The 26,474-nt window shown below is 48.3% G+C and carries 27 protein-coding genes; 13 read left to right on the top strand and 14 right to left on the bottom strand.

The window, feature by feature from the left end; genetic code table 11:
- Positions 1-16 precede the first annotated feature (16 nt).
- Together IEV19_RS05580 and IEV19_RS05575 are read left to right on the top strand one after the other, a co-directional pair.
- On the top strand, positions 17-1,531 hold the full coding sequence (locus IEV19_RS05580; RefSeq protein WP_188369683.1) for a GH3 auxin-responsive promoter family protein: 1,515 nt from the start codon (positions 17-19) through the stop codon (positions 1,529-1,531).
- A gap of 132 nt (positions 1,532-1,663) precedes the next feature.
- Entirely contained in the window at positions 1,664-2,209 is a 546-nt protein-coding gene (locus IEV19_RS05575) for a dienelactone hydrolase family protein (protein ID WP_188369682.1), read from the top strand.
- Here IEV19_RS05575 and clpX read toward each other — a convergent pair.
- The 7 genes from clpX to IEV19_RS05540 all read right to left on the bottom strand — a co-directional run bounded on the left by clpX (position 2,206) and on the right by IEV19_RS05540 (position 9,460).
- On the bottom strand, positions 2,206-3,441 hold the full coding sequence (gene clpX / locus IEV19_RS05570) for an ATP-dependent Clp protease ATP-binding subunit ClpX (protein ID WP_188369681.1): 1,236 nt from the start codon (positions 3,439-3,441) through the stop codon (positions 2,206-2,208). The genes IEV19_RS05575 and clpX overlap by 4 nt on opposite strands.
- A 99-nt stretch (positions 3,442-3,540) precedes the next feature.
- Positions 3,541-4,221 carry an ATP-dependent Clp endopeptidase proteolytic subunit ClpP gene (gene clpP, locus IEV19_RS05565; RefSeq protein WP_188369680.1) on the bottom strand — a complete coding sequence of 227 codons (681 nt, stop codon included), beginning with the start codon at positions 4,219-4,221 and terminating at the stop codon, positions 3,541-3,543.
- Between the two features lie 171 nt (positions 4,222-4,392).
- Positions 4,393-5,715, bottom strand: a complete 1,323-nt coding sequence (gene tig, locus IEV19_RS05560) for a trigger factor (protein WP_188369679.1) — start codon at positions 5,713-5,715, stop codon at positions 4,393-4,395.
- Between the two features lie 92 nt (positions 5,716-5,807).
- Positions 5,808-6,161, bottom strand: a complete 354-nt coding sequence (locus tag IEV19_RS05555) for a phage holin family protein (protein ID WP_188369678.1) — start codon at positions 6,159-6,161, stop codon at positions 5,808-5,810.
- A 67-nt stretch (positions 6,162-6,228) separates the two neighbouring features.
- Entirely contained in the window at positions 6,229-7,854 is a 1,626-nt protein-coding gene (locus IEV19_RS05550) for an SGNH/GDSL hydrolase family protein (protein WP_188369677.1), read from the bottom strand.
- 122 nt (positions 7,855-7,976) lie between these two features.
- Positions 7,977-8,747 (bottom strand): alpha/beta fold hydrolase, encoded by a 771-nt coding sequence (locus tag IEV19_RS05545; protein WP_188369676.1) that lies wholly within the window; start codon positions 8,745-8,747, stop codon positions 7,977-7,979.
- The gene (locus tag IEV19_RS05540) at positions 8,744-9,460 is read right to left on the bottom strand and encodes a pyridoxine 5'-phosphate synthase (protein WP_188369675.1); all 717 of its coding nucleotides are present in this window, start codon (positions 9,458-9,460) and stop codon (positions 8,744-8,746) included. The genes IEV19_RS05545 and IEV19_RS05540 overlap by 4 nt, the downstream gene beginning before the upstream one ends.
- A 93-nt stretch (positions 9,461-9,553) precedes the next feature.
- Between IEV19_RS05540 and IEV19_RS05535 the strand changes: the two genes are divergently transcribed.
- From IEV19_RS05535 to murI, 8 genes are all read left to right on the top strand, one after another.
- Positions 9,554-10,210: a CBS domain-containing protein gene (locus tag IEV19_RS05535; protein ID WP_188369674.1), complete on the top strand. Its 657-nt coding sequence runs from the start codon at positions 9,554-9,556 to the stop codon at positions 10,208-10,210.
- Positions 10,207-11,088: an NAD kinase gene (locus IEV19_RS05530; RefSeq protein ID WP_188369673.1), complete on the top strand. Its 882-nt coding sequence runs from the start codon at positions 10,207-10,209 to the stop codon at positions 11,086-11,088. The genes IEV19_RS05535 and IEV19_RS05530 overlap by 4 nt, the downstream gene beginning before the upstream one ends.
- Positions 11,089-11,196: 108 nt before the next feature.
- Entirely contained in the window at positions 11,197-11,883 is a 687-nt protein-coding gene (gene porG / locus IEV19_RS05525; RefSeq protein WP_188369672.1) for a type IX secretion system protein PorG, read from the top strand.
- Positions 11,884-11,891: 8 nt separating this feature from the next.
- The gene (gene uppS, locus IEV19_RS05520; protein ID WP_188369671.1) at positions 11,892-12,632 is read left to right on the top strand and encodes an undecaprenyl pyrophosphate synthase; all 741 of its coding nucleotides are present in this window, start codon (positions 11,892-11,894) and stop codon (positions 12,630-12,632) included.
- 4 nt (positions 12,633-12,636) lie between these two features.
- Positions 12,637-15,258, top strand: a complete 2,622-nt coding sequence (locus IEV19_RS05515) for a BamA/OMP85 family outer membrane protein (RefSeq protein ID WP_229732491.1) — start codon at positions 12,637-12,639, stop codon at positions 15,256-15,258.
- A 93-nt stretch (positions 15,259-15,351) separates the two neighbouring features.
- Positions 15,352-16,182 (top strand): OmpH/Skp family outer membrane protein, encoded by an 831-nt coding sequence (locus tag IEV19_RS05510; RefSeq protein ID WP_188369669.1) that lies wholly within the window; start codon positions 15,352-15,354, stop codon positions 16,180-16,182.
- 42 nt (positions 16,183-16,224) lie between these two features.
- Positions 16,225-16,734 carry an OmpH/Skp family outer membrane protein gene (locus IEV19_RS05505; protein WP_188369668.1) on the top strand — a complete coding sequence of 170 codons (510 nt, stop codon included), beginning with the start codon at positions 16,225-16,227 and terminating at the stop codon, positions 16,732-16,734.
- Between the two features lie 80 nt (positions 16,735-16,814).
- Entirely contained in the window at positions 16,815-17,603 is a 789-nt protein-coding gene (gene murI / locus IEV19_RS05500) for a glutamate racemase (protein WP_188369667.1), read from the top strand.
- On the opposite strand, the gene IEV19_RS05495 is transcribed toward murI, so the two are convergent.
- Positions 17,588-18,094, bottom strand: a complete 507-nt coding sequence (locus tag IEV19_RS05495) for a dihydrofolate reductase (RefSeq protein ID WP_188369666.1) — start codon at positions 18,092-18,094, stop codon at positions 17,588-17,590. The genes murI and IEV19_RS05495 overlap by 16 nt on opposite strands.
- Positions 18,091-18,480, bottom strand: a complete 390-nt coding sequence (locus IEV19_RS05490) for a 2TM domain-containing protein (protein WP_188369665.1) — start codon at positions 18,478-18,480, stop codon at positions 18,091-18,093. Before IEV19_RS05490 ends, IEV19_RS05495 begins: the two co-directional genes overlap by 4 nt.
- Before the next feature lie 125 nt (positions 18,481-18,605).
- On the opposite strand from IEV19_RS05490, the gene IEV19_RS05485 reads away from it, so the two are divergent.
- Positions 18,606-19,730: an aminotransferase class V-fold PLP-dependent enzyme gene (locus IEV19_RS05485; protein WP_188369664.1), complete on the top strand. Its 1,125-nt coding sequence runs from the start codon at positions 18,606-18,608 to the stop codon at positions 19,728-19,730.
- A gap of 126 nt (positions 19,731-19,856) precedes the next feature.
- Positions 19,857-20,153: an isoamylase early set domain-containing protein gene (locus tag IEV19_RS05480; protein ID WP_188369663.1), complete on the top strand. Its 297-nt coding sequence runs from the start codon at positions 19,857-19,859 to the stop codon at positions 20,151-20,153.
- 140 nt (positions 20,154-20,293) lie between these two features.
- Here the strand turns inward: IEV19_RS05480 and IEV19_RS05475 are convergent, their stop codons facing one another.
- From IEV19_RS05475 to IEV19_RS05455, 5 genes are all read right to left on the bottom strand, one after another.
- Positions 20,294-21,118: a thymidylate synthase gene (locus tag IEV19_RS05475; RefSeq protein ID WP_188369662.1), complete on the bottom strand. Its 825-nt coding sequence runs from the start codon at positions 21,116-21,118 to the stop codon at positions 20,294-20,296.
- Between the two features lie 109 nt (positions 21,119-21,227).
- Positions 21,228-22,694 (bottom strand): NupC/NupG family nucleoside CNT transporter, encoded by a 1,467-nt coding sequence (locus tag IEV19_RS05470; RefSeq protein ID WP_188369661.1) that lies wholly within the window; start codon positions 22,692-22,694, stop codon positions 21,228-21,230.
- Between the two features lie 17 nt (positions 22,695-22,711).
- Positions 22,712-23,341, bottom strand: a complete 630-nt coding sequence (locus tag IEV19_RS05465) for a bifunctional nuclease family protein (RefSeq protein ID WP_163691461.1) — start codon at positions 23,339-23,341, stop codon at positions 22,712-22,714.
- Positions 23,342-23,429: 88 nt separating this feature from the next.
- On the bottom strand, positions 23,430-24,398 hold the full coding sequence (locus IEV19_RS05460; protein ID WP_188369660.1) for an electron transfer flavoprotein subunit alpha/FixB family protein: 969 nt from the start codon (positions 24,396-24,398) through the stop codon (positions 23,430-23,432).
- A gap of 30 nt (positions 24,399-24,428) precedes the next feature.
- Positions 24,429-25,175, bottom strand: coding sequence for an electron transfer flavoprotein subunit beta/FixA family protein (locus IEV19_RS05455; RefSeq protein WP_188369659.1), 747 nt, complete (start codon positions 25,173-25,175; stop codon positions 24,429-24,431).
- A 181-nt stretch (positions 25,176-25,356) separates the two neighbouring features.
- Between IEV19_RS05455 and IEV19_RS05450 the strand changes: the two genes are divergently transcribed.
- A complete protein-coding gene (locus IEV19_RS05450) occupies positions 25,357-26,334 on the top strand; it encodes a pyruvate dehydrogenase complex E1 component subunit beta (protein ID WP_188369658.1) in 978 nt (325 codons plus the stop codon).
- Positions 26,335-26,474: the final 140 nt, after the last annotated feature.

Genomic DNA, 26,474 nt, shown 5'->3' with positions numbered 1-26,474 from the left:
CCAAAGATACCTAAAAATGCCCATTCCACTCTTTAATTCCATAGCTTCCTGGCTGCTGAAAAAGCGGTTTCACCAGATAGAACTCTTTCTGAAATATCCTGCTGAGGTACAGCAGGAAGTGCTGGAGCAGCTGCTGGAAATCGCTGAGGATACGGAGATAGGCAGGCGTTTTGGATTTTCTTCCATTGAGAATTACGAAGAATTCAGAGCAAGGGTGCCTGTCACAGCATATGAGGACGCCGAACCCCTTATCGAGCGCAGCAGAAGGGGAGAGCAGAACATCTTCTGGCCCACCGCTATCAAATGGTTCGCCAAGAGCAGTGGAACCACGAACGCAAAGAGCAAATTTATCCCGGTTAGCGTGGAGGCCCTGGAAGATTGCCACTACAAGTCGGGTAAAGATCTCCTATGCTTGTACCTGAACAACAATGAGGATTCACAGCTATTTACAGGAAAAAGCCTCAGGCTGGGAGGGAGCAAGGAATTATACGAGGACAACGGCACCTTCTTCGGCGACCTTTCGGCCATCCTGATCGACAATATGCCTTTTTGGGCAGAACTCAGCAGCACGCCCAGCAATAAGGTCTCCCTGATGAGCGAATGGGAATCCAAAATGAAAGCAATTATTCAGGAAAGTATTCAGGAGAATGTGACCAGTCTGGCTGGTGTGCCTTCCTGGATGTTGGTCTTGCTGAACAATGCCCTGGAAGAGACCGGGAAGGAACATCTCTTCGAGATCTGGGAAAACCTGGAAGTGTACTTTCACGGAGGGGTTAGTTTCAAACCTTACAGGGAACAGTATGACAAGCTCCTGCCCAGAAAGAATTTCAGGTACTATGAGATCTACAATGCCTCTGAAGGATTTTTTGCCATCCAGGACAGGAACAATGCAGATGACCTGCTCCTCATGCTCGATTACGGGATCTTTTACGAATTCATCCCTATGGATCGCTATGGAACGGAACAGCAGCAGGCCATTCCGCTTTGGGAAGTGGAAACAGGTAAGAATTACGCAATCATCATCACGACCAATGCAGGACTCTGGCGTTATAAAATAGGGGATACGGTGAGGTTTACTTCCACGGACCCATACCGTATACAGATCACAGGACGCACAAAACACCATATCAATGTTTTTGGGGAAGAATTGATCATTGAGAATGCAGAAAAGGCCCTGGAGCAGATTTGCCGGGAGACCGGAGCCCAGATCAAGGACTATACCGTGGCCCCCATCTTTATGTCAGGGAAGGAGAAAGGTGCCCATGAATGGATGATCGAATTCCGCAAGCCGCCAGAAAAGATGAACGACTTCACAGAATCCTTGGATAGGGCTCTGAAAGCGCTGAATTCAGATTACGAGGCCAAGCGCTACAACGATATGACCCTGAACATGCCTACAGTGCATGTAGCGCGGGAAAACCTGTTCTACGACTGGCTGAAATCCAAGGACAAGCTGGGAGGCCAGCACAAGATCCCCAGGCTGTCCAACGACAGGGCTTACCTGGACGAACTGCTGCAGATGAATACGTAGGAGAATACCCCCTTTCAGTGCCCGTTTTAACATACCTTATCGATAAAATACACCCGATCGTCAAAAAAATAGGCCTGAATCTCTGAATTATAACCAAATTAGATCACCGTACTTAACCTGAACTTTAGAATCATGGCTGAAAAACTTGTCATCCTTTCCGATATGTGGGGGTCTAAGAAAGGTCTTTGGATCACATCTTACCTCGGTTACCTTCAACAATATTTTGACATCCAGTTTCACGACACTCAGCAACTCGCCGATGTTGACCTGGTCATGCTCACCTCAGAGGAGCTTTACAAGGCTTTTAGTGAAGGGGGCAAGGATATAGCAGTAAAGCAACTGCTTAAAAAGGAAAAGAAACCGGCTCATTACCTCACATTTTGTGCAGGGGGTACGGTGACATGGCTTGCAGCAGAACAAGGATTGCCTATTAAATCACTCTACGCCGTTTCGCCCATAGATCTTCCCCTTGACGGTACTCCTCCTGCCTGTCCTGTACGCCTGTTATACGGTGAGAACGACAAGGATCTTCCTACTAAGGAATGGGCGAGGGAAAAAGGTGTTTCCCTGGAAATTATGCCCCAGTTCGGGCACGAATTGTATTCTGACGAGAAGATCATCCAAAAGGTTTGCCTGTCCCTCCTGGAAGCTGTGATACACAAAAAATTTCAGCTCTAAGAGACCGCCTTCAACTTCTTGATGGTCTCGTAGGAAAGTTTCTCTTCGGCATAAGGCTTGGTCACCTTAAATTCCGTGTCTTCGCTGCTTGGAAGTTCAAACATCGCATCTGTAAATACGGCTTCACACAGTGACCTGAGCCCACGTGCTCCCAGTTTGTACTCAATAGCCTTATCCACAATATAGTCCAGCGCTTGCTCGGTGATCTGAAACGTGATCCCGTCCATGGCAAACAGTTTTTCGTACTGCTTGATGATGGCGTTCTTGGGTTCCGTAAGGATGGCCCTCAGTGTTTTCTTATCAAGCGGATTCATATGGGTGAGAACGGGCAGTCTACCGATGATCTCAGGGATCAGGCCGAATTCCTTCAGGTCTTTGGGAATGATGTACTGCAGGACATTGTCCTGGTCTATGTTCTCTTCCTTACGGGAAGCACTGTAGCCTATGGCCTGCATGTTCAGCCTTTTTGTGATGATGCGTTCGATACCGTCAAAGGCACCTCCGGCCACAAAAAGTATATTTTCTGTATTGACCTCGATGAATTTCTGGTCGGGGTGTTTTCTTCCACCCTTAGGGGGTACATTTACCACGGTGCCTTCCAGGAGTTTAAGCAGACCTTGCTGAACGCCTTCTCCGGAAACGTCCCTGGTAATTGAAGGATTATCGCTCTTGCGGGCAATTTTATCTATCTCATCGATAAACACGATGCCTCTCTCTGCTTTTTCAAGGTTGTAGTCCGCTGCTTGCAGCAATCTGGTCAAGATGCTCTCCACGTCTTCGCCCACATATCCGGCCTCGGTCAGTACAGTAGCATCGACAATGGCCAGGGGGACATTCAGCATCTTGGCAATGGTGCGGGCCATCAGGGTTTTACCCGTTCCGGTCTGTCCCACCATGATAATGTTGCTCTTCTGGATCTCTATCTCATCTTCCTTGGAGCTGGGCTGCAATAACCTTTTGTAGTGGTTGTAAACCGCTACGGACAATACTTTCTTTGTGCGTTCCTGCCCGATGATGAAAGTGTCGAGGAAATTTTTGATCTCCATCGGCTTTTTCAGGGTGAGTTCGGAGGAAAGATCATCCGTTCTGGACTGCTTGGATTCCTCTGCCACGATCCCATGAGCCTGTTCTATACATCGATCACAGATATGGGCATCCAGGCCCGCTATCAACAGGTTGGTTTCGGGTTTTTTCCGACCACAAAAAGAACATTCTAAGTTTTCCTTCGCCATTTTTCTCTGTACTATCGGCTATTATAACGAAATATTTTGGCTTTTGGTTTACTTTCCGGTCCGGTAGTTACATTTCGCAGATTAATAACAGCTCTTGTATTAGTCCTTGTCTCTTTCCAGGATCTCGTCAATCATACCGTATGACAGGGCCTCTTCGGCCTTCATCCAGTAGTCCCGGTCACTGTCTTCATACACCTTTTCAAAAGGCTGACCTGAATGTTTGGAGATGATATGGTAGAGTTCGTCTTTGATCTTTAAGACTTCGTTGGCGGCGATCTCAATATCGCTGGCCTGTCCCTGGGCACCTGACATGGGCTGGTGTATCATCACTCTGGAGTGTTTGAGACCACTTCGTTTACCCTTTTCCCCGGCACAGAGCAGTACAGCAGCCATAGATGCAGCCATCCCCGTACATATGGTGGCCACATCGGGTTTGATGAACTGCATGGTGTCATAGATGCCAAATCCGGCATAGACGCTACCTCCTGGGGAATTGATGTAGATCTGGATGTCCTTGGAGGAGTCCGCGCTGGCCAGGAAGAGGAGCTGTGCCTGAACAATATTGGCTACCTGGTCGCTGATCCCCGTACCCAGAAAGATGATCCTGTCCATCATCAGCCTGGAGAAAACATCCATCGCAATTGCGTTTAACTGTCGTTCCTCTATGATATTAGGGGTCATGTTCACAGGGTACATGCTGCGCAGTATGTCATCGTAGTACAAACTGTTGATCCCCTGATCCTTTATCGCGAAATTTTTAAATTCTTGTCCGTAGTTCATTGTTGGAAAATGGTATTAAAAAAATTGAGCCGAATTGTACTCATTCGGCTCTGTAAAGATACTTATTTTTAATGAAAATCGATGACAGAGAAACGTGGGCCATCAAATTTACCATAGCCTTAACACCCTGTTGGGCCTGGCCTTACCCGTTGTATTTCCGGGAATGATTATTTATCCGTAAACCTCTTTTACAAAGTTCTCATAGGTAACCTCCTTCACTTTCAGGTTAGCCTTCTCCTTGTAAAGGGCCAGCAATTTCTGGCTCATGAGCTGTTCGGAGAGACGTTTCACCTCTTCCTGGTTGCTCATCACCCTCCCGGCGATGGCATCGAGCTCTTCTTCTGCGGGATTCATCTGACCGTACTGGGCCATCTGCGACTTGATAAAGCCCTTGGTGAATTCCTTCAATTCATCGAAGGTGAGTTCGATGTTGTTGTCCTTGATGATCTTTCCCTCTATCAATTGATACCTCAATCCCTTTTCGGATTTTTCGTATTCATCGTTTGCCTCTTCCGGAGACAAGGGTTTTTCACCTGTCATCTGAATCCATTTTTTAAGGAATTCAGTAGGTAGGTCAAATTTCGTGGTCTCGATCAATCGCTCCGTAACATCGTTTAGCAATTTTTGATCCGATTGCTGTTCAAATTGTTTCTCGGCATCTGTCTTAAGGCGTTCCTTTAATTCCTTTTTAGAAGTGACCTTATCTTTTCCGAAGAGTTTGTCAAAGAGTTCCTGATTGAGTTCAGCAGGCTGGCGCTCGTTGATTTCATCGATAGTGAATTTCACCTCAATGTCTAGTTTGTCTGCCTTATCCCTGTTGATCCCAAGCGCACCTGAGAGCAGGTAATCTTCTTTGAAAAGCCCCTTGGTCTTCAAGGTAACGGACTCTCCTGCCTTCTTGCCAAGGAGGGAATCCAGAGCCTTTTTGCTCTTGATCTTGTCTAATTCCAGAGTCGACTTATGGTCTATCTCCTCGGCCTCATTGAAGAAAGTTCCCGTAACCTCGTCCTTTTTACCGACTTCTTTTTTGGAGACCAGTTTTCCGTATTGTTTCCTGATACGCTCAATCTGCTCTTCGATCATCTTTTTATCGGCGACGATCTTGTAGTGAGTGACAGGCTTCTTAGTCTTTAAAGTTGCATCGAATTCCGGTGCCAGGCCCAACTCGAATTCAAAGGAGAATTCCTCCCTGTCCCAGTCGAAACTATCCTGCTGTTTGGGAAGGGGGTTACCCAATACGTCGAGTTTTTCTTCGTTGAGGTACTTGTTCAGGTTGTCCTGCAGTAATTTATTCACCTCGTCTACCAGGACAGCCCTGCCGTATTGCTTTTTGATCAGGCCCATGGGGACCTGTCCTTTCCTGAATCCGGGAATGTTGGCCTGCCTGCGGTAATCCTTCAATATTTTCTCCACCTTATCGTGGTAATCCTCTTTACTGATGTTGACCTTGACAACGGCGTTCAGGTCATCGATCTGCTCCTTGCTAATGTTCATGAATACATATGATTTACGTCCCTAAAAGGGAGGCAAAAGTAGTACATTTTACACTGGGGAACAAGTTTTTAGAAACTTGTCTGACTTTGTCTTCACTGGGTCCTTTCCGGTTCTTTCAGGGCAGAGAAAAACAGGGATTGAAGGAAGGATAACAACAGGCTGAACAGCAAGGCCCACCAGAAATTATCCACGGAGAAGCCGGTCACCAGCCAGTCGGCCAGAAGAATAATACCAGCGTTGATGACCAATAGGAACAACCCGAAAGTCAGGATGGTCACAGGGAGGGTGAATATGACCAGAATAGGTTTTACAATGAAATTGAGAAGGCTGAGCACCAGGGCCACGATAACGGCGATCAAAAACGAGTCGACCTGCACCCCGCTCAACAGGTTGGCGAGAAGGACCACAGCCAGGGCTGAGAGGAGCATTCGGAGTATAAATTTCATAGACGCAGTATTAGGTTATAAAAAAGCACGCCCTGAAGCGTGCTTTTAAATTATAAATTTTTTTGGTTTACTGAATGTAAAGTCCGGTGTAATCCAACGGATCTACCCCGGGCAGGTTTGAGCCGTATTTGGCGTTGATTGCCTCTACGATCAGGTTGGCCACCAATGCGTAACCCCTTGGGGATGGGTGAACACCATCGAGGGAGAAACCTCCTCCTGTGGCGTAGGAGGCAGTGATCGTGCTTCCGTCACTCAGGGGAATCCCGACATCTGCGATGGTCTGCAGGTAGGTGTTGGCGTCTACAAAAGCCAGGTCATATGCCTGAGCCAGGGCGGAAATAGTCTGGTTATAGGCAGCTGTCGCGCCTGCAACAGAGGCCTGTTCATCCGGGGTGAGGACCCATTTGTCTGCTAGGGGAAGAGACACTCCCTCTACTGAGAACTGGCCTGCCAACTGAGCAGATAATCCCTGAGCCACAAGGTTTTGTACCGACGTGGTATTCACAGTTCCTATGACCGTTGCGCTCGGGAAGACGATCAGATCTTCCGGAGTAGCCTGCCTGGATTGTCCGTAGGTAGCTCCCAGTAAATTAGCAACAAGGGGTGCTGCCTGAGGGGGCAGCCCGAACTGGGCGATAAATGCCTCAAAGGCAGGTCCACTGGCCAGTAAAGCCCCGGCGATCGTTGCCGAAATATCTGCCAGGCTTTCATCCCTGATCACAACTGGACTGGCAGAAGTTTCAGAGAAAACCACAATGCGGTTGGTCTGCCCGATAGCCGTATAGATCTGATTCAGGGTTCCGAAAATGGTATTCAGAAGAGGGATCTGAGGCCCGAATGCCGGGTTTGTGGGATCGAGCGGGTTATAAGGTACTGTGGTAAAATACGGTATGGTGGTGACGTCAGGAAGGTTGATTACCACCCCGTCTGCTCCGTTCGCTGTCAAAGTCTGCAGCAGTCCGTCGTATACGCTGGCGAATACATTGGGATCTGTAATGTCATTGCCTCCGTAGGTACTTGGGTCGAGGTTTCCTGTCTGATCCACCCCGGCCCCGCCGGAAGTGGCAAAGCTGAGAATATCGTTATTTCCTATCCACAGGGTGAAAAAAGTAGGATTCTGTACAGCGGCATCACCGATAATGGTAGCAGAGGCAGAGCTGGCAAATCGGGCATAGTAGGGATTGGCTAATCCCAGGGGTACACCGGCCACATTGCCGTAACCCGGAGCCACCATGTGGAAGCTTTTGGCTCCTGGTACGCCCATGTTATTGAATGGGCCCGTCAGGGTATTACTGATCTCAGTTGAACCCTGACCTGAAACGGGTACAGGGGTTGGTGAACCGCTCGCAAAGGAGAGGATGAGCCTGTTTCCAAGGATTGGAGACCCGTTGAGTGTCGCTCCACCAAGGTTATCTGCCATAAAGGGAATGGAAAAGGAGCCTCCACCCGCCAGGGCAAAATTCTGGGCCAGCATGTTCGGAAAGGACGCTGTCTGCCCGTCTATGAACAGGGCGGCATCTGAATATCCGGCTGTAAGGCTATTGCCAAGGGCTACATAATTTGAAAAATCGGCCGTTCCGCTGGTATAGGTTATGGGTTCCGGTGGAGGGGTGGTGGTGACCGTAGTATCGTCATCACTACAGGACACAAAAAGCAGTCCGAAGAATGCCAGAAGGGCAAAGAGCTTTTTCATTGAGGAGAATTTGAGTTGATAGTACGTAATGAATGTCAGTGGTCTCAAATTTAACCAAAATTATGACACACGCAATTTTGCCCCATTAGAATTAGGATTGTTGCGATAAGCGGAGGGAAAAATTAGGAATTTAAAAATGCAAGGGAGAATTCCATGAATTGATCGGGATTTTCGGCATGCAGCCAGTGGCCGGCATCATCCACCGTCCTGAGTTGTGCATTGGGGAAATGATTCCGGATCTGAGGAAGATCCTGCTCCTGCACGTATTCAGAACGGCTGCCCCGGATAAAGAGGGTAGGGCCCTCGTACCTTTCTGTACTGCCAATGGATTCTCCGATCTCATTCATCCGATCGGCCAGAATATCCAGATTAAAGCGAAAGGCGAGCTGTTCTTTTTCCTTCCAGTAGAGACCTTTAAGCAAGAATTGTCGTATGCCCCAATCCCGAATGTGGGCAGAGAGTGCCTTGTCTGCATCTGTCCTGGAGGTGAGATCCTCCGGCCTCAATGCCTGAAGGCCTTTGAGGATGTAATCGTGGTGAGGGGGGTAGTACTTCGGAGCAATATCGGCTACGATAAGGGAAGAGACCATCTCAGGATAGGAGCAAGCCAATTGCATGGCGGTTTTCCCTCCCATGGAATGCCCCAAAATATCTGCTTCCTGCATCTCGTGCTCCAGGAGGTACCTTCTGATGTCCTCCGCCAGGACTTCGTAGTTGAATTCATCCGACCAGAAACTCCTGCCATGGTTTCGCTGGTCTATCAGGTGCACCTTAAAACCTTCATCAGCAAACCGGTTCCCAAGGGTCTTCCAGTTATCAGACATACCCAGAAAGCCGTGCAGGATAATCAGGGGCCTTCCCGATCCAACAATGTTAGAATAGAGGCTGTTCACGGTCTCAGTTTGTGTTTGTACATGTTTACCACATTTTCGAGGCCCAGGTAGATAGCCTCACAGATCAGGGCATGGCCTATGGAGACCTCAAGCAGATGTGGGATGCCCTTGCTGAAATAAGCGATGTTTTCCAGGCTGAGGTCGTGCCCGGCATTGATTCCCAGCCCCAGGGAATGGGCAATTCTGGCTGCCTCTGCGTATGGGGCGATGGCTTTGGCCGGGTCATTTGCAAATCCCCTGGCATAACTTTCCGTATAGAGTTCTATGCGGTCTGTTCCTGTTTCTGCCGCCCCCTCCACCATAGAAGGATCAGGGTCCACAAAAATGGAGGTACGAATTCCTTTCGCCTTGAACGCGCTGATCTTTTCCTGCAGGAATGATCGGTGTTTTTTGGTATCCCAACCTGCATTGGAAGTGATGGCATCCACCGCATCGGGCACCAGGGTAACCTGTGCAGGGACAACCTCAAGCACCATGTCCGTAAACTTGGGATTGGGATTTCCTTCAATATTGAATTCCGTTCTGAGCACCTCCTTCAGGGCATAGACATCGGAGTAACGAATATGTCTTTCATCAGGCCTGGGATGTACGGTGATTCCGTCTGAGCCGAAGTCTTCTATATCCTGTGCTACTTTCACTACATCGGGTACATTGCCTCCCCTCGCATTTCTGAGGGTGGCAATTTTATTGATGTTGACACTGAGTTTCGTCATGGGGATCATATCATCGTTGAATCGCCGCAAAAATACGAATTAGGCATGCCTTTTGATCTTTTTAATTAGTAATTTGCGATAATTTTAAAGGCCATGTCCATAGAATCCCATATCATCCACACCATCCCTGTATTCGACGTCCAGGATCTGCTTGAGGAGCCCATTCACTTCTTCAAGAATAGTATTTATTCGCACGTGGCCGTTACTGAAGACCAGAAATTGCTGGGCTTGCTTTCGGAAAATGACCTGGAATCCTTCGAAAAGGGGGAAAAGATCTCCAGCTTTAGAACCAACCTGGAATCTTTTTACGCCTCCAGGGAAACCTCATGGCTGGATGTGCTGGAACTCTTTTCGAGGAATGAAGCCAACCTCATACCGGTGCTGGACGAGGAAGCCCATGTATTGGGGTATTACGACCTGAATGATTTTGTGGGGGTTTTTATAGACACGCCTTTCTTTAAGGAACCCGGAGCCATCCTCGTAGTGGCGAAGGGCATCAAGGACTATTCCTTTAGCGAGATCGCCCAGATCGTCGAAAGTAACAACACCAAACTTATCGGTGCTTTTATTACAGATACACGCAGCGAGGTGGTGCAGATCACCATCAAGGTGGGGACCAACAATTTCAGCGAGGTCGTGAACACCTTCCGCCGTTATAACTATTCCATCCTCTATGGCAACAAAGCCGATCAATTCCTGGAGGACCTAAAAGAACGTTCTGATTACCTGGACAAATTCCTGAATGTATGAAAATCGCCATTTACGGTCAGGCCTTTCAGGACAACGGTCTTTCTTATGTCTATGAATTGCTGGAGGAACTGGCCGGAATGGAATCCCAGGTTGTCATAGAAGCAGATTTTCTGCAATTGCTTCGCACGCACCAAAAAAATATATCCTACCCGACGTTCGACCATAAAGAAGGCCTCAGCAGTGAATTCGACCTTTTTGTGAGCTTCGGGGGAGACGGCACCATCCTGCGCGCCGTCACCTATGTAGGCGATCTCGGGATCCCGATAGTGGGGGTCAATACAGGCAGGCTTGGCTTCCTTTCAACCTACAAGAAAGAGGATGTCAGGCAGTTGATCCACCAATTCAAGAGGGGTGATTATGTAATTGTGGAGCGAAGTCTGGTGACTGTGTCTGCTGATCCGGAGATAGAGGAATTCAAAGGCATGAACTACGCCCTGAATGAGGTGACGGTCAGTCGGAAAGACACCACTTCCATGATCACTATCGAAACTCACCTCGATGAGGAATATCTAACTTCTTATTGGGCAGACGGACTTATCATTTCAACCCCTACGGGATCAACAGGCTATTCTCTGAGCTGCGGGGGGCCGGTGATGACCCCTACAGCCCAGTCCCTGGTCATCACACCCATCGCCCCGCACAACCTGAACGCAAGACCCCTGGTCATTTCGGATGATACTGAGATCAGGATCAAAGTATCCGGACGGGAAGACCAACATATGGTCTCTCTTGATTCGAGGCTGGCTACCATTGACAACGGGAAAGAACTGCTGATTAAAAAGGCCGACTTTACCGTAAAAATGATAGAGTATGCCTCGGAAAGTTTCCTCAAGACAATCCGCAATAAATTGTTGTGGGGACAGGACAAACGCAACTGAGGACAGACAATAAATAACTCAATTCCCTGTTTATCAAAAAAACAAATGTCCTTGCCTTTGTCGAGTCCAACCGGTAATATGGCTTATATTTGCCCCTTTTTTAAGGAAATGAGAGCTTTTCTGTGCATATTTCTCGTTTTTATGACTGCTCAGGTTCAGGGGCAGACCTTTGAGGTAGGCCTGTTGGGCGGGGGGTTGAACAATATCGGGGACGTGGGTCGGATGAACTTCATCTCTCCCTCAGGCCCTGCATTTGGCGGAATCTTCAAGTGGAATAAGAGCAAGCGTTACGCTTGGCGGGCAAGCGCCCTCTACGGTTCCTTTACCGCCGATGACGCCAAGTCGGATATGGCATCCAGGCAGCAGAGGGGTTATAACCTCGACCATACCCTCCTGGAGGTATCTGCCGGACTCGAATTGAACTTCGTGGAATACAACCTGCATTCACTTTCTCAGGCATTTACCCCTTACCTATACACAGGAATTGCGTATTTTCGCTATGATTTTAATTATTTCGACGCCGGCGTCCTGCAGGAAACAGGTCAGAAAGACGGTTCCTTTGCCATCCCCATGACGGTGGGGGCGAAACTGAGGCTGAACCAGTACCTGATCCTGGGGGCAGAGGTAGGTGCCAGGTATACCTTTACGGACAACCTGGATGCCAGCAATCCCGAGGGGTCGAATTTTGAGCAATTCCGGTTCGGGAATATACTGAGTGACGACTGGTATGTATTCTCGGGGATTACCCTGACCTACACGTTCGGCAGGGTGGTCTGCTCTGATTGCTTTGACTAAGTAGAAGGATGAACACTATAGAAGAATTGAAGGCGGGTCCACTACCCACTCATTTGGCTATTATCATGGACGGTAATGGCCGATGGGCAAAACAGAGGGGAAAACTCCGGATATTCGGGCATGAGAATGGCGTCAAATCCGTGCGGGAAACCGTAGAGAACTGCGCAAAGATCGGGATCGAATACCTTACGCTTTACGCCTTCTCCACAGAAAACTGGAAACGTCCAAAACTGGAGGTAGACACCCTTATGAACCTCCTGGTCTCCTCCCTGAAGAAAGAACTCAAAACCCTGAACAAAAACAATATCAGGCTCAATGCCATAGGCAGGATCGAATCCCTTCCGGCTAAGGCCCACGGGGAATTACTTGAGGTGATCGAGAAAACTTCAGGTAATACGGCAATGGTCCTGACCCTCGCTTTGAGCTACGGTGCCAGAGAAGAAATAAGACATGCCGTTCAGGAAATTAGTTTCAAAGTTAAAAATAATATAATTTCGCCCGGCGATATTGATGATGCCATTATTAATAGTCATCTTTACACGCACAACCTGCCGGATGTCGATTTGCTTATTCGTACCAGTGGAGAACATCGGATAAGCAATTTTTTGCTTTGGCAGATTGCCTATGCCGAATTGTTTTTTACAGACGTCTTTTGGCCCGATTTTCGAGGGGAACATTTGGCAGAAGCATTAAAGAATTACCAGAACAGAGAACGACGATTTGGAAAAACAAGCGAACAACTCAATTAATGGGGTGAATAGTTTCTTCTTCAGAAGCCTCCTTTTTATCTTCCTTTATCTTTTGTGTTCCGGCAACCTTCTGTCACAGGATATTCCTTACGACGATGGGAAAAAGTACATCCTCAAAAGTCTGGAAGTGACCGGCCTCCAAAGTTATAACGAGCAGACAGTCAAAACTTACACAGGGTTGAGGGAAGGACAACTGATCACCGTGCCCGGAGACCAGATCAGTGACGTGCTCAAAAAATTATGGGGACTCGAATTGTTCAGTGATATTACCTTTTATATCACCAGGATCGATGGGGATGATATCTACCTCGAACTCAATATCAAGGAAAGGCCCACCCTTTCAAAGGTCACTATCTACGGAGTAAAAAAACGCAAGGTAGACGAGATCATCAAGGACACAGACCTCAAGAAAGGGAAGAAGATTACGGAGAGCCTGATCGCCAACACCAAGAATTACCTTCAGAATAAATACAAGAAACAGGGTTACCTCAATGCCAAGGCGACCATTGTCACCTCCAGGGACACTTCAGAGACCAATGCGGAGAGTATGGTCATCAATGTCAACAAGGGGAATAAGGTCAAGATCTCCCAAATCGTTTTTGAAGGCAATGAGGAGCTGTCGAACCGGTCGCTTCGAAAAGCCCTGAAAAACACCAAACGAAAAAGGCTGGGCAGATTCTGGAAGAAATCCAAGTACATACCTGAGGACTATAAGGAGGACCTTTCGTCCCTGATCGACAAGTACGCCGAGAACGGGTACAGGGATGCCCGCGTCCTTTCAGATACCATCGAACGGGTCAATGATGAAAATATCCGGATAACGATCAATGTGGAGGAAGGCAATAAATACTATTTCGGGGACATCGACTTTGTCGGGAATTCCGTCTATACAGACCGCCAGCTCTCCCAGGTACTGGGTATTAAAAAAGGCTCTACCTACAACGGGGTATTACTGCGCGAGCGAATTGCCGATGACAGCAAGCCCGATGCCGATGACCTGACCAACCTCTATCAGAACAACGGATACCTTTTCTCCCAGATCAACCCGGTAGAAGTCTCGGCAGAGAATGACACTATCAATTTTGAGATCAGGATCATCGAAGGGAAGGAGACCTTTTTAAACCATGTAACGGTCACCGGGAATGACAAGACCAATGACCATGTCATATTCCGGGAGATCCGGACCAGGCCCGGCCAGAAATACAGTAAGGAAAATATTATACGAAGTGTTCGTGAACTAGGACAATTGGGATTCTTTGACCCGGAGCAGATCGCACCGGACATTCAGAATCCCGATCCCAACTCAGGGACCGTAGACCTGGCGTACAGCCTGGTGGAGTCCGGCTCGAGTCAGATCGAATTGCAGGGAGGCTACGGTGGTGGTGGTTTCATCGGTACACTCGGACTCTCCTTCAACAACTTCTCTATCCAGAACCTCTTTAACGGGGAGGCCTACAAGCCCGTTCCCATGGGAGACGGACAGACCTTTGCGCTCAGGTTGCAGGCCAGCCGTACCTTCAGGGTCTACAGCCTTAATTTTTCAGAACCCTGGCTGGGGGGCAAGAAGCCCGTCCGTTTCAATATGTCCTTGTCAAGAACACAACAATTCCTGGCGTCATTCGGAAATAACGGTCGGATAGAAGTAGACAAAGATCAGCAGTTCTCCATCACCGGGGTTACCCTGGGGCTCGCCAAAAGAGTGCAGTGGCCTGACGACTTTTTCACGGTATCCCACGCCCTGAGCTACCAGCTGTACGATTTCAGGAACTACAGGACGGGACTCTTCAACTTCGGTAATGGTCAGTCGAATTCCCTGGCGTATACTTTCGGGATCTCCAGGAGCTCTGCCGGCCCAGGAAGGATATATCCTATCACCGGGTCTATCTTTGAGGTGACCGCAAAATTCACCCCGCCATATTCTCTCTTCAGCGATAAGGATTTTGCAGCCCTGAAAGCGAGGAGCGAAGAACTTACCGAATTGCAGACCGAACGAAGGCTGGCTGGAAGCGATCTTACCATAGCGGAAAGGAATGAGCTGGAAAGCGTAGACCAGGAACGCTTCCGGTGGCTGGAATACTACAAGGTCAAATTCAGGGGCGACTGGTATACGAGGCTCGTTGATAAGCTGGTGTTGAGGACGAATGTGGAATTCGGTTTCCTGGGCAATTACAACAGTGATGTGGGGGAAGTGCCCTTTGAACGGTTCTTCCTGGGAGGAGACGGACTCGGAAGGAATTTTACGCTCGACGGACGGGAACAGATTCAGTTGAGGGGTTATGAGAACAACTCCCTTACTCCCGTAGACCCTATAACCTTCGCTCAGGAAGGAGGTATTGTGTACAATAAATACACCATGGAACTCAGATATCCGCTCACCCTGAAGCCTTCGGCCTCTATTTACGGCCTCACATTTTTGGAAGCAGGGAACTCCTTCAACAATTTTAAAGACTTTAATCCGTTTCAACTAAAAAGGTCGGCCGGTGTGGGCTTGAGGATTTTCATGCCTGCCTTTGGTTTACTGGGGATAGATTTTGGCTACGGATTTGACGAGGACCTGAGACCACAGTCTGTGGGGAATGGTCCGAGTGGCTGGCAGACGCACTTTATCATAGGCCAGCAATTCTAGGTTTTTCTTCTTCCCTTTAAAAAGGTAAAGCGCTCATACTAAAAGTTTTAGTAATTTTGGCACGATATTTTCTATGTACTAAACCTGAGTAACATGAAGACAAACGTTCTTTTAATCACTGTCTTGTTCCTGACCACTTTCAATGCCATTGGGCAACGGGGTGTACGGATCGGATATGTAGACATGGAGTATATCCTGGAAAATGTGGAGGAGTATCGGGAAGCGAATGAGCAACTCGAGAATCGGGTTCAGAGATGGAAACTTGAGATAGAGGAGAAGCAGGGAGTGATCGACCAGATGAAGAAAGACCTGATGGCTGAAAAAGTCCTGCTGACGGATGAACTGATCGCTGAGCGCACTGAGGAGATCCAGATCCTGGAAAAGGAGATGCTGGAATACCAGCAAAACCGGTTTGGACCCAATGGGGATCTCGTCCTGCAAAAGCAAAGATTGATTCAGCCGATCCAGGACCAGGTATTCAACGAAGTACAGGCGATCGGAGCCAATAAAAAGTACGATTTTATTTTCGATAAATCTGCGGATGTCGTAATGTTGTACTCCGAAAAAAGGCACGATATCAGCGAATTAGTGCTGAGAGGGATCGCCAGGACCAGAAGGGTCAGCAGGCCGAATAAGGCAGCTGAAAGAGCGAGGATAGAAGCCTTTGAAGCGGCCGCAGCGGAGGAAGAGGAAGAAATGACGGACGCACTCAGGGACAGACTTGAAAAAGCCCAGGAAGCAGATTCACTCCGCAGACAAACTGCCGAGGATAAAAGAGCGGAACAGCTCAGGCTCAGAGAGGAACGCAAGAAGGCCTATGAGGCAAGGAGGAAGAAGCTCCTTGAAGAACGTGAAGCCAAGCGAAAGGAAAAAGAAGCTGAAAGAGCCAAGCAGACCGAACAGAAAAAGGATACAGTTAATTAGAATAGGAATCAATTATAACACTCAAATAGTAAATTTAAAGTCATGAAACACTTGAAGAATGTAGCAGTAGCCATCTTATTTTTTGTTGCCGCTACGGGGTTTGTAAACGCGCAAAGCAAGGTTGCACACATCAATGTAACCGAGCTCCTGTCGGCCATGCCGGAGATGAAAGCTGCACAGGCAGAACTGAAGAAATTACAGGAAACCTACAAGGCTGACATCGAAAGCTCAATGACTGAGTTGCGAAACAAGTATACGCAATACCAGAGCGAGGCTTCTGCCAAGACCAAGGAGGAAAACGAAAAAAGGGCCGTAGAGCTCCAGGGATTCGAAAGGAATATCGGTGAAGCACAGCAGGCTGCCCAGCAGGAGCTGGCCAAAAAGCAGGCCGAACTGTTCCAGCCCATCTCTGAAAAGGCTATGGCAGCCATCGAAAAGGTTGCTGCTGCCCAGGGAATAGAATACGTGATGGACTCTACTCAGGGTGGCGGACTCATCGTAGCCAAGGGTAAAGACCTGCTTCCTGAAGTCAAAAAGGAATTGGGCTTCTAATCCCAAAACAATCCACTTAAAAAAACCGTCCTTACCAGGGCGGTTTTTTTATTTTTACAGTAATCAATTCAACACATACCTTGGACAACAGACCCATAGGCATTTTCGACTCAGGAGTAGGGGGGATATCCATATGGAAGGAGATCAGATCAAAACTTCCTTTAGAGGACACGCTCTACCTCGCAGATAGCAGGAATGCACCCTACGGTGAAAAAACATCCCGGGAGATTCTGGACCTCAGTGTCAAGAATACGGAATGGCTGCTGAATAAAGGTTGCAAACTCATTGTCGTCGCCTGTAATACAGCTACGACCAACGCCATTGATCACCTCAGGGCTCATTACCCCGTTCCCTTTATCGGGATAGAGCCTGCCATCAAGCCCGCGGCCCTGGGGTCTGCTACAGGGAAAGTAGGGGTACTGGCCACGAGGGGAACGCTCAGCAGTAAACTGTTTCACAGTACTTCGAGAAACCACGCATCCCATATCGAGATCCTCGAACAGGAAGGCAGAGGCCTCGTAGAATTGATAGAACAGGGCAAGGCCCTTTCAGGAGAAACGAAAAACCTAATCCGTAAATATTTGCAGCCCATGTTGGCAGCCGGGATAGACCATCTCGTGCTGGGGTGTACGCACTACCCCCATCTGATCCCCCTGCTCAAAGAGGAATTGCCTGAAGGTATCAGGATCATAGATTGCGGAGAAGCAGTGGCCAGACAAACTTTCCGCATCCTGGAAAAACACGGTCTCCTTTCCGCTGAAAAGGAAGAGACGACCCATCAGTTTTACAGCAATGCCAATCACGAATTACTGTCCCATTTTCTTCAAGGGGAATCAGGTGATATCAGGATTGCTTACCTGGATTTCTGACGGCGGGAATAGGTGCGGTACGTAAAGGGAACAACATGCCTTTCATCGGCCGGATGCCGTTCTTCCCTGAGGAGTTCCCATTGCCCGGGATCTATCTCGGGAAAAAATGCGTCGGCCTCGTAGGAGGCGTGCACCCGGGTAATTTCAAGCAGGTTCGCATCGGCCATGGCCTGGGAATATATCTCCCCACCCCCTATGACATAAACGGTCTCTTCCTGTGCTGCCCTTTCATAAGCTTCCTGCAATGAATGTACAATTGCACACTGTTCGTATGGCGTGGTATAAGACCGGTCGCGGGTGATGATGATGTGGAACCTGTTGGGGAGTGGTTTGGGAAAACTCTCAAAGGTCTTCCTTCCCATAATGATCGTATGTCCTGTGGTGATGGTCTTAAAGCGTTTGAAGTCGTCCGGAAGGTGCCAGAGCAATTGATTGTCCTTGCCCAGGGCATTGTTCTCAGCGGCCGCGGCTATGATGATGATGTTCTTCATTCCACTTTTTTTTTAGGAGCTGATGGAAGTGGATATTCACGTTCCACCTCTTCTTTAAGTGCGGCTATCTTCTTCTTTTGAGCGATGATGAGTTTTTCGCGCTGAGACCGCTCCCAGTCTTTCCCAGTAAAAGGTGACAGGATAAAGACATTGACCAGATGGACCAGAAACAGAATGCCCCAGAACCCCACAACCCAGTAAGACCAGTCGTATTCGGCGCCGTATTTGAACACCTTGTTAAGCAGGACTAACCCGACACCCCCGATCAGGAACCACACTAAATGCCGGTACAGATTCTTTTTACTTCGGATCCGTTCCTGGGCGTGTTCGATCAGTTCGTGCTGTTCCAGGTCCAGGCCGGATTCTTTTCTTTGCCTCGAAGTCATCTCAATCGCTATCTTTAACAACAAAGATAGGCCAATTCATCATGTATTTTGCGCTTAGATTTTAGCGATGTTGCAAGGGCCTGATCCAGGATAACGGTAGATTTTACAAACCCTGAAAAAGAACTATGTCCAGATTTAATCCCGACAGTTTGAGAAATTCCTTTCCGGTGGTAAAGCACTCTCTTTACTTTAATACTGCTGCGATCGGACTGATGTCTGAAGAATTGCTGGAATGGCGACAGGAACACGATCTGGACTTTTTGATCGGGGGCAGTGAAATGAAAATGGAGAGCTTCCAGATGATCTCCGGGGTAAGGGATACCCTGGGGGAATTTCTCGGATGTGACCGGCAGCGGATCGCTCTCGTCCCGAATTTTTCGCTTGGGATAAACTTGCTGCTGGAAGGCTTACATGAAAAGTCGAGGGTACTCTTGCTCCAGACAGATTACCCTTCGGTAAACTGGCCTTTTGAGAGCAGGGGGTTCCCCGTATCTTATGCTACCCTGGGCTACGATCTCGAAGATCAGATAGAGAAAAAACTCAAGGAGGGAACTTACGACGTTTTTGCCTTCAGCCTGGTGCAATGGGAGAATGGGATCAGGATAGATCCCGACTTCATCCGGTATATCCGGGAGCAGTATCCCGATCTTATATTGATCGCTGACGGCACCCAATACTGTGGGGCTTGTGATATTAATTTTGACGCTTCTGGCCTCGATGTCCTTGGGGGAAGCGGATATAAGTGGATGCTGGCCGGTACAGGCAACGGGTATATGTTATTTTCAGAAAGAGCTTCGGATGCCTTCTCCCCCAGTGCCACAGGATTCAACTCTGTCAACGGTAAACTTGAGGGAAAGGAGAACATCCGTTTGCCAAAACATCTGGAACCCGGCCACCTCGACAGTCTTTGTTTTGGCAGTCTGGATTTCTCCGTAAAAAAGCTGATGGAATGGGGAGTGAAAAATATTGAGGAATACAACAGCAGCCTCATAAGGCAGGCAGCAGAGGAGCTGGCAGAACTAAAATTGCTGGATAAGGCCGTGATCGGGAGGAAGGTTCATGGGAATATCCTCAACATCAGGGGAGACGACCGCTTGTTCAAATATCTGGTCCAAAAAGAGGTGAGTTGTTCACAGAGAGGCGGGGGTATACGGTTGAGTTTCCACCTGTATAATACTAAAAATGAGATCGACCGCTTGGTTCAGATCCTGAAATCTGCCGATTCCTCCTTGACTAGTCCTGAAAAGTAACGGTCCAAAATTACGGATGTCAATTTTTTGTAACAGTATTATTATGAAATTGATAATAATTCGTTAATCATTGGAAATGAGTATTTTAATATTATAATTTTGTCCCAAATTTTAAAACCGATTAAGATGGCTATTACTAAACAATACTTGAAATCAAAACCTGTAGTAAAAGTAACCTTTACTGTTCCTGCAGAGGATGCAAAAAAAGTTGCTGTTGTGGGTGACTTCAACAACTGGAACCCAAAAGGCAGCATGCTGAAAAAATTAAAGAACGGAAACTTCAAAGGTACCTTCGACCTTCCAAAGGAGAACACCTATGAATTCCGTTACCTGGTAGACGGTACCTATGTAAATGAGACAGAGGCCGATCGTTACCAGTGGAACGACTACGCCGGTGCTGAGAACGCCGTGTTGGAACTGTAATTCATTTCCAAAAAAGACTGTGATCCGGGATCTTGAGAAAAGGTCCCGGATTTTTTTTGCCTGAGTTTTAGTGGTAAAAGGGACTTCTTGAATATAGTTATCCTTCTGTATTGTTTTTGACCGGAAAAGATATTATAGAATCAAACTGCTACCATTCCCTTGATATGGGGATGCGGATTGTAATCCAGGAGGGTAAAGTCCTCGAACTTGAAATCGAAGATATCCTTTACTTCCGGATTCAGCACCATTTTGGGAAGGGGTCTGATATCCCTGCTCAGCTGTAGTTCGATCTGTTCCATATGGTTGTTGTAGATATGGGCATCTCCGAAGGTGTGAATGAATTCTCCGGGTTTGTAGCCGCATACCTGGGCCACCATAAGGGTGAAAAGGGCATAGGAGGCAATGTTGAAAGGCACCCCCAGAAAGATATCCGCACTACGCTGGTAAAGCTGGCAGGAGAGTTTACCGTCAGCCACATAGAATTGAAAAAAGGCATGGCAGGGAGGCAGGGCGGCCTTGCCATCGGCCACGTTTTCGCTAAAAGATTTTGAGGGATCAGGCAGCACGCTGGGGTTCCAGGCAGCCACCAGCATCCTCCTGCTGTCCGGGTTGTTCTTCAGTGTATGGATGAGGTTTTTGATCTGGTCGATCCCGTCCCCATTCCAATTGCGCCATTGATAGCCGTAAACGGGTCCCAGGTCTCCTTTTTCATCGGCCCATTCATTCCAGATTCGGACCCCATTCTCCTGCAGGTATTTCACATTTGTATCCCCTTTGAGAAACCACAACAGTTCGTGAACTATAGATTTTAGGTGCAGTTTTTTGGTAGTGACCAGAGGGAATCCCTCATTGAGGTCGAACCGCATTTGATACCCGAAAACCGAGATGGTCCCGGTACCGGTACGATCGCTTTTCCTGTTTCCATTTTCGAGCACGTAGTTGAGGAGGTCGTGATATTGCTTCATTCGGGATGTTGATAATTGAACTGGTTGTAAAAATAAAAAAAGCTCTATTTCAATGACGGTGACATCTCTGGCTTCTTTTGAAAACTTATTAACGAAGCTTCGGGTAAACTTACCCCAGGATCATCCCGGCAAAGGTAGCCGAAAGGAGGGAGGCCAGTGTGCCACCCAGCACAGCTTTCATCCCGAATTCCGAGAGGGTCTTGCGCTGCCCCGGTGCCAGGGAGCCGATGCCTCCGATCTGTATCCCGATAGAGGCAAAATTGGCAAAGCCGCAGAGCATGTAAGTGGCCATGATGATCGATTTGTTGAAGGCAAAATGGGTACCATTGCTCACGTCTTTCAGGTCTGCCAGTTGGATATATCCTATAAATTCACTTGCAGCCAGCTTGATACCCAGCAACTGCCCCATAAGCAGTACGTCCTGGGAGTTGACCCCAATGAGCCACATCAGAGGTGCAAAGATCACTCCGAGAATGGCCTCCAGTGAAAGCTCTTCATAGGCCGAGTTGACGGTCAGCCAGTCATTCAGGGTGGTGATATCGCCAACCCATCCAAGGATCCCGTTGATCATGGCGATAAACGCCACAAAGACAAGGAGCATGGCCCCCACATTCACGGCCAGTTTAAGGCCTTCAGTGGTGCCGTTTGCGATCGCGTCGAGAATATTGGAGCCTATTTTTTCTGTTGAAATGTGTATCTCCTTGTTTACTTCCCCGATCTGGGGATAAAGCATCTTTGAGATCACTATGGCCCCTGGGGCCGCCATCACTGAGGCTGCGATGAGGTGGCGGGCAAACTCCAGCCGGAGTTGTTCGTCATTTCCCCCTAAAAAGCCGATATAAGCCGCCAATACCCCTCCGGCCACTGTAGCCATCCCTCCGATCATGACCAGAAGGATTTCTGACTTGTTCATTTTTTCCAAATATGCCTTTATCAACAAGGGCGCCTCCGTCTGGCCCAGGAAGATATTCCCGGAGACACTAAGGCTCTCGGCTCCTGAGATCCCGAGGAAGCGGGTAAGCAACCAAGCCAGGCCCTTGACGATCTTCTGAATGACCCCAAGGTAGTAGAGGACAGAAGTCAGTGCAGAAAAGAAAATGATGGTAGGCAGGATCTGAAAGGCAAAAATATAGCCGATATTGGGATTGTCAAGATTCAGTAGACCGCCAAAGACGAATTCACTCCCGGCCAGGGTATAGTTCAGGATTTCATTGAAGAATTGTCCCAGTTTGTTGAAGAACCACTGAATCAAGGGAACTTTCAGGATCCCAATGGCAAGAGAGAGTTGTATTCCCAGGCCAATGGCGGTGGTCTTCCAATTTATGGCCTTCCTGTTGGCAGAGAAGATATAGGATATCAGCAAGAGCACCAGCATGCCAAGGATCCCTCGCCACAGGCTGTCTATAGAAAATCCTGCATTGGGTGCGATAAGTCCGTCAGAACTGCTGATCGCCTCGGTCATTGTCATAGTTGGAATGCTATCGGTCAGGAGGCTGTCAGGAGCATTGATTTCCTGGCCCAGGACCGGGAAGGAAAGCAGCAGCAAAAGGGACAGCATCCAAAATCCTGGCTTCATAGGCGTGGGCTAGCAGATCATTTGCGTTTGGAGATTTCATCCCTCAGGCGGGCCGCCTTTTCGTAGTCTTCACTGGCGACGGCTTTTTCCAGCTCCTTGCGGAGTTCGTCCATGCTCAGTTCCTTATAAGGAGCCTGAGAACCGGGATCGATCTCTACGGTTTCACCTTCCTGCAGGATCTCATCCACCACGATACTGTCATCGATCTCCTCTTTTTCCTTCTCCTTTGATGAGAATTTAAGGAAGATTCCCGCCTTGTCGAGTATCGTTCTATAGGTAAAAATGGGGGCGTTAAAGCGCAGGGCCAGGGCGATGGCATCGGAGGTCCTAGCATCTATTATCTCTTCCACCTTGTCCCGTTCACAGATGATGCTGGAATAGAAAACCCCATCCACCAGTTTGTGGATAATGACCTGTTTAACCACAATGTCGAACCGGTCGGCAAAATTTTTAAAAAGGTCATGGGTAAGCGGCCTCGGCGGTTTGATCTCCTTTTCCAGGGCAATGGCGATCGACTGTGCCTCAAAAGCACCGATCACGATGGGCAGCTTTCTGTCTCCTTCAACCTCATTCAAAATAAGGGCATAAGCCCCGTTTTGGGTCTGGCTGTAGGAGATGCCCTTTATTTTCAACCTTACTAAACTCATAATCACTCCAATACCAAGAAGGGCTGTATAAATATAGGGAATGTCCTAAGTATTTAAACAGCCCTTCAAAGGCACAAATTAACAAAAATTAGGCGTTCTGGGCCTTAAATTCCTTTAATTTTTCGATGAGTTCAGGGACCACTTCGAAGGCGTCACCGACTATCCCATAATCGGCAGCTTTGAAGAAGGGAGCCTCGGGATCCGTATTGATCACCACTTTTACTTTGGATGCGCTTACACCTGCCAAGTGCTGTATGGCACCTGAGATTCCTATGGCGATGTAGAGGTTGCTCGCCACGGGTTTCCCGGTCTGCCCTACGTGTTCCCCATGAGGACGCCATCCCATATCACTTACAGGCTTGGAGCAGGCTGTGGCCGCCCCTAGTACTTTTGCCAATTCTTCGACCATACCCCAGTTCTCCGGACCTTTCAGGCCCCGGCCTGCAGAAACTACGATATCGGCATCGGCAATGGTCACCTCGCCGGACACCTTGTCGATGTTCACAGAGTTCGTCGAAAAGACACCTTCACCAAGCGATGGATCAAAAGATGCTTCTTCCAGAGAGGTTTTATTTTCATGCGCGCCATAGGCGTTATTGGAAACCCCAATGATCTTGGCATCCGTAGTGATCTCCGTATGGGCAAATCCCTTGTTGCTGAACGCCATGCGCTTAACTAACATGGGAGTCACGCTGTCAGGGGCGGCCACCACATTGGGAACGTAGCCGGCTTTGAGCATCCCGGCTAACAGGCCTCCCAGATACTTGGAGTCCGTGCTCGAACTCAGGATGACCACTTTAGCCCCTTCCTGCCCTACGGCCTCTGCGAGCACTGCTGCATATGCCCTGGCATTAAAAACCTTCAGTTTGTCATTTTGAACTTTGAGGACCTTGGAGACTCCGTATTCACCCAGGGCCGAAGCATCGGCCACCCCAAAACTCACTGCGGTAAGGGTTGTGCCCATATCCTGGGCTACCTTATAGGCATAGGATGCGGCCTCGAAGGCATTTTTCTTAAGTTTTCCGTTTTCGGATTCGGTATATACTAGAACAGACATAAAGTTGTTTTTCTTAGGATTTAAGTGCGATTAAATGACTTTGGCTTCGTTGTGGAGCAGTTTCACCAGTTCGCCTACATTACCGGCGTCAACGAGCTTTACCGGTCCTTTTGGGGCAGGCTTGTCGAAGGTTTTATCCTTGATGGCGTGGATGGCCTCAACCGGTTCTACCACATTGAGTTTTTTCTGGCGGGCCATCATGATCCCTCTCATATTAGGGATGCGCAGATCGGATTCTTCAACGAGCCCCTTCTGACCGCCAATGATAAGCGGAAGGGAAGTTTCCAGGGTTTCTTTTCCCCCGTCTATTTCCCGGATGGCGGTAACCTTATCTCCCTCGATCTCCAGACCGATGCAGGTATTTACAAAGTTGATATCGAGCAGGGCTGCAATGATCCCGGGAACCATTCCCCCGTTATAATCAATAGATTCCCTTCCGGCAATGACCAGGTCGTATCCACCGGTCTTGATCACCTCGGCGAGTTGCTGGGCTACAAAAAATCCGTCCGTGGGTTCGGCATTGATCCTGATGCCCTCATCGGCGCCGATAGCCAGGGCTTTTCGCATGGTGGATTCAACGCTTGGGCCACCCACCGTAGCTACGTGAACCGTGGCACCTTGCTTTTCCTTGAACCACATGGCCCGGGTAAGTCCGAACTCATCGTTGGGATTTATCACGAACTGCACTCCAGTGGTGTCGAATGCGGTGTTATCTGCCGTGAAATTGATCTTGGAAGTGGTGTCCGGAACATTGCTGATACAAACTAATATCTTCATTTGAGTTTTACTGATTTATTAGAATAGTGTGGCCCCAAAGATAACCAATAAAAACAAAAAATACTATGCATGCATAATAAATTTTTAAAATGTTTTTGCCTTTCTCTCCGGCTTAATTGAAGGATAATTTCCTATTTTTGTTCGCATTTTGAAATGATTTCATGTCGAGAATCACTAGTATATGAAGACAATACAATTCAGGGAAGCGATAGCGGAAGCAATGTCCGAAGAAATGAGGCGGGACGAATCGATCTACCTCATGGGCGAAGAGGTTGCCGAATACAACGGAGCTTACAAAGCGTCTAAGGGAATGCTGGATGAATTCGGCCCCCGTCGGGTAATTGACACCCCCATCTCAGAGCTCGGTTTTGCCGGGGTTGGAGTAGGGTCGGCCATGAACGGGAACCGGCCCATCATAGAATTTATGACCTTCAATTTCGCTTTGGTGGGAATAGACCAGATCATCAACAACGCTGCTAAGATCAGGCAGATGTCCGGCGGACAGTTCGACTGTCCTATCGTTTTCCGCGGTCCGACAGCCTCAGCAGGTCAGCTGGCTGCCACCCATTCCCAGGCTTTTGAGAGCTGGTATGCCAATTGCCCCGGCCTCAAAGTTGTAGTTCCATCCAACCCCAGGGACGCCAAAGGGCTTCTCAAATCGGCTATTCGGGACAATGACCCTGTTATCTTTATGGAATCTGAACAAATGTATGGTGACAAAGGGGAAGTGCCCGAAGACGAATACACGATTCCATTAGGAGTAGCTGAGATTAAGCGGGAAGGAAAGGACGTGACCATCGTCTCCTTCGGCAAGATCATCAAAGAAGCTTACAAAGCAGCTGATGAACTTGAGAAAGAAGGCATTCAGTGCGAGATCATCGATCTGAGGACTGTAAAACCTATGGATACAGAAACCATCCTGACTTCTGTAAAAAAGACCAACCGACTGGTGATCCTTGAAGAGGCCTGGCCGTTTGGCAATGTCGCTACAGAGATCACCTATCAGGTGCAGCAAAAGGCTTTTGATTATCTCGATGCGCCCATCGCAAAGATCAACACGGCCGACACGCCTGCTCCATATTCTCCTGTACTGCTCGAAGAGTGGCTTCCCAATCATGAGGATGTGATCAGGGCTGTAAAAAAAGTGATGTACAAGTAAGACTTTCACAATAATACCGACAAAACTTCGTCTTCCTAAAACAGGCGAAGTTTTTTTATACGTAATTTTTAGGGGGTTTTAGGGAGACATCCGGGATCGCACAACCGGTTCTAATGAGTTCCCGTCAGACTGTTCGGCAT

This window comes from Muriicola marianensis (assembly GCF_014638095.1).
GTDB classification, from domain to species: Bacteria; Bacteroidota; Bacteroidia; order Flavobacteriales; family Flavobacteriaceae; genus Muriicola; species Muriicola marianensis.
This window is presented reverse-complemented; position numbering and strand designations above follow the sequence as displayed.

What these genes read in the sequence shown, in the direction of transcription:
- IEV19_RS05580 (WP_188369683.1), top strand. Translation starts at nt 17, where the DNA reads ATGCCCATTCCACTCTTTAATTCCATAGCTTCCTGGCTGCTGAAAAAG.
- IEV19_RS05575 (WP_188369682.1), top strand. Translation starts at nt 1,664, where the DNA reads ATGGCTGAAAAACTTGTCATCCTTTCCGATATGTGGGGGTCTAAGAAA.
- clpX (WP_188369681.1), bottom strand. Translation starts at nt 3,441, where the DNA reads ATGGCGAAGGAAAACTTAGAATGTTCTTTTTGTGGTCGGAAAAAACCC.
- clpP (WP_188369680.1), bottom strand. Translation starts at nt 4,221, where the DNA reads ATGAACTACGGACAAGAATTTAAAAATTTCGCGATAAAGGATCAGGGG.
- tig (WP_188369679.1), bottom strand. Translation starts at nt 5,715, where the DNA reads ATGAACATTAGCAAGGAGCAGATCGATGACCTGAACGCCGTTGTCAAG.
- IEV19_RS05555 (WP_188369678.1), bottom strand. Translation starts at nt 6,161, where the DNA reads ATGAAATTTATACTCCGAATGCTCCTCTCAGCCCTGGCTGTGGTCCTT.
- IEV19_RS05550 (WP_188369677.1), bottom strand. Translation starts at nt 7,854, where the DNA reads ATGAAAAAGCTCTTTGCCCTTCTGGCATTCTTCGGACTGCTTTTTGTG.
- IEV19_RS05540 (WP_188369675.1), bottom strand. Translation starts at nt 9,460, where the DNA reads ATGACGAAACTCAGTGTCAACATCAATAAAATTGCCACCCTCAGAAAT.
- IEV19_RS05535 (WP_188369674.1), top strand. Translation starts at nt 9,554, where the DNA reads ATGTCCATAGAATCCCATATCATCCACACCATCCCTGTATTCGACGTC.
- IEV19_RS05530 (WP_188369673.1), top strand. Translation starts at nt 10,207, where the DNA reads ATGAAAATCGCCATTTACGGTCAGGCCTTTCAGGACAACGGTCTTTCT.
- porG (WP_188369672.1), top strand. Translation starts at nt 11,197, where the DNA reads ATGAGAGCTTTTCTGTGCATATTTCTCGTTTTTATGACTGCTCAGGTT.
- uppS (WP_188369671.1), top strand. Translation starts at nt 11,892, where the DNA reads ATGAACACTATAGAAGAATTGAAGGCGGGTCCACTACCCACTCATTTG.
- IEV19_RS05510 (WP_188369669.1), top strand. Translation starts at nt 15,352, where the DNA reads ATGAAGACAAACGTTCTTTTAATCACTGTCTTGTTCCTGACCACTTTC.
- IEV19_RS05505 (WP_188369668.1), top strand. Translation starts at nt 16,225, where the DNA reads ATGAAACACTTGAAGAATGTAGCAGTAGCCATCTTATTTTTTGTTGCC.
- IEV19_RS05495 (WP_188369666.1), bottom strand. Translation starts at nt 18,094, where the DNA reads ATGAAGAACATCATCATCATAGCCGCGGCCGCTGAGAACAATGCCCTG.
- IEV19_RS05490 (WP_188369665.1), bottom strand. Translation starts at nt 18,480, where the DNA reads ATGACTTCGAGGCAAAGAAAAGAATCCGGCCTGGACCTGGAACAGCAC.
- IEV19_RS05485 (WP_188369664.1), top strand. Translation starts at nt 18,606, where the DNA reads ATGTCCAGATTTAATCCCGACAGTTTGAGAAATTCCTTTCCGGTGGTA.
- IEV19_RS05480 (WP_188369663.1), top strand. Translation starts at nt 19,857, where the DNA reads ATGGCTATTACTAAACAATACTTGAAATCAAAACCTGTAGTAAAAGTA.
- IEV19_RS05475 (WP_188369662.1), bottom strand. Translation starts at nt 21,118, where the DNA reads ATGAAGCAATATCACGACCTCCTCAACTACGTGCTCGAAAATGGAAAC.
- IEV19_RS05470 (WP_188369661.1), bottom strand. Translation starts at nt 22,694, where the DNA reads ATGAAGCCAGGATTTTGGATGCTGTCCCTTTTGCTGCTGCTTTCCTTC.
- IEV19_RS05465 (WP_163691461.1), bottom strand. Translation starts at nt 23,341, where the DNA reads ATGAGTTTAGTAAGGTTGAAAATAAAGGGCATCTCCTACAGCCAGACC.
- IEV19_RS05460 (WP_188369660.1), bottom strand. Translation starts at nt 24,398, where the DNA reads ATGTCTGTTCTAGTATATACCGAATCCGAAAACGGAAAACTTAAGAAA.
- IEV19_RS05455 (WP_188369659.1), bottom strand. Translation starts at nt 25,175, where the DNA reads ATGAAGATATTAGTTTGTATCAGCAATGTTCCGGACACCACTTCCAAG.
- IEV19_RS05450 (WP_188369658.1), top strand. Translation starts at nt 25,357, where the DNA reads ATGAAGACAATACAATTCAGGGAAGCGATAGCGGAAGCAATGTCCGAA.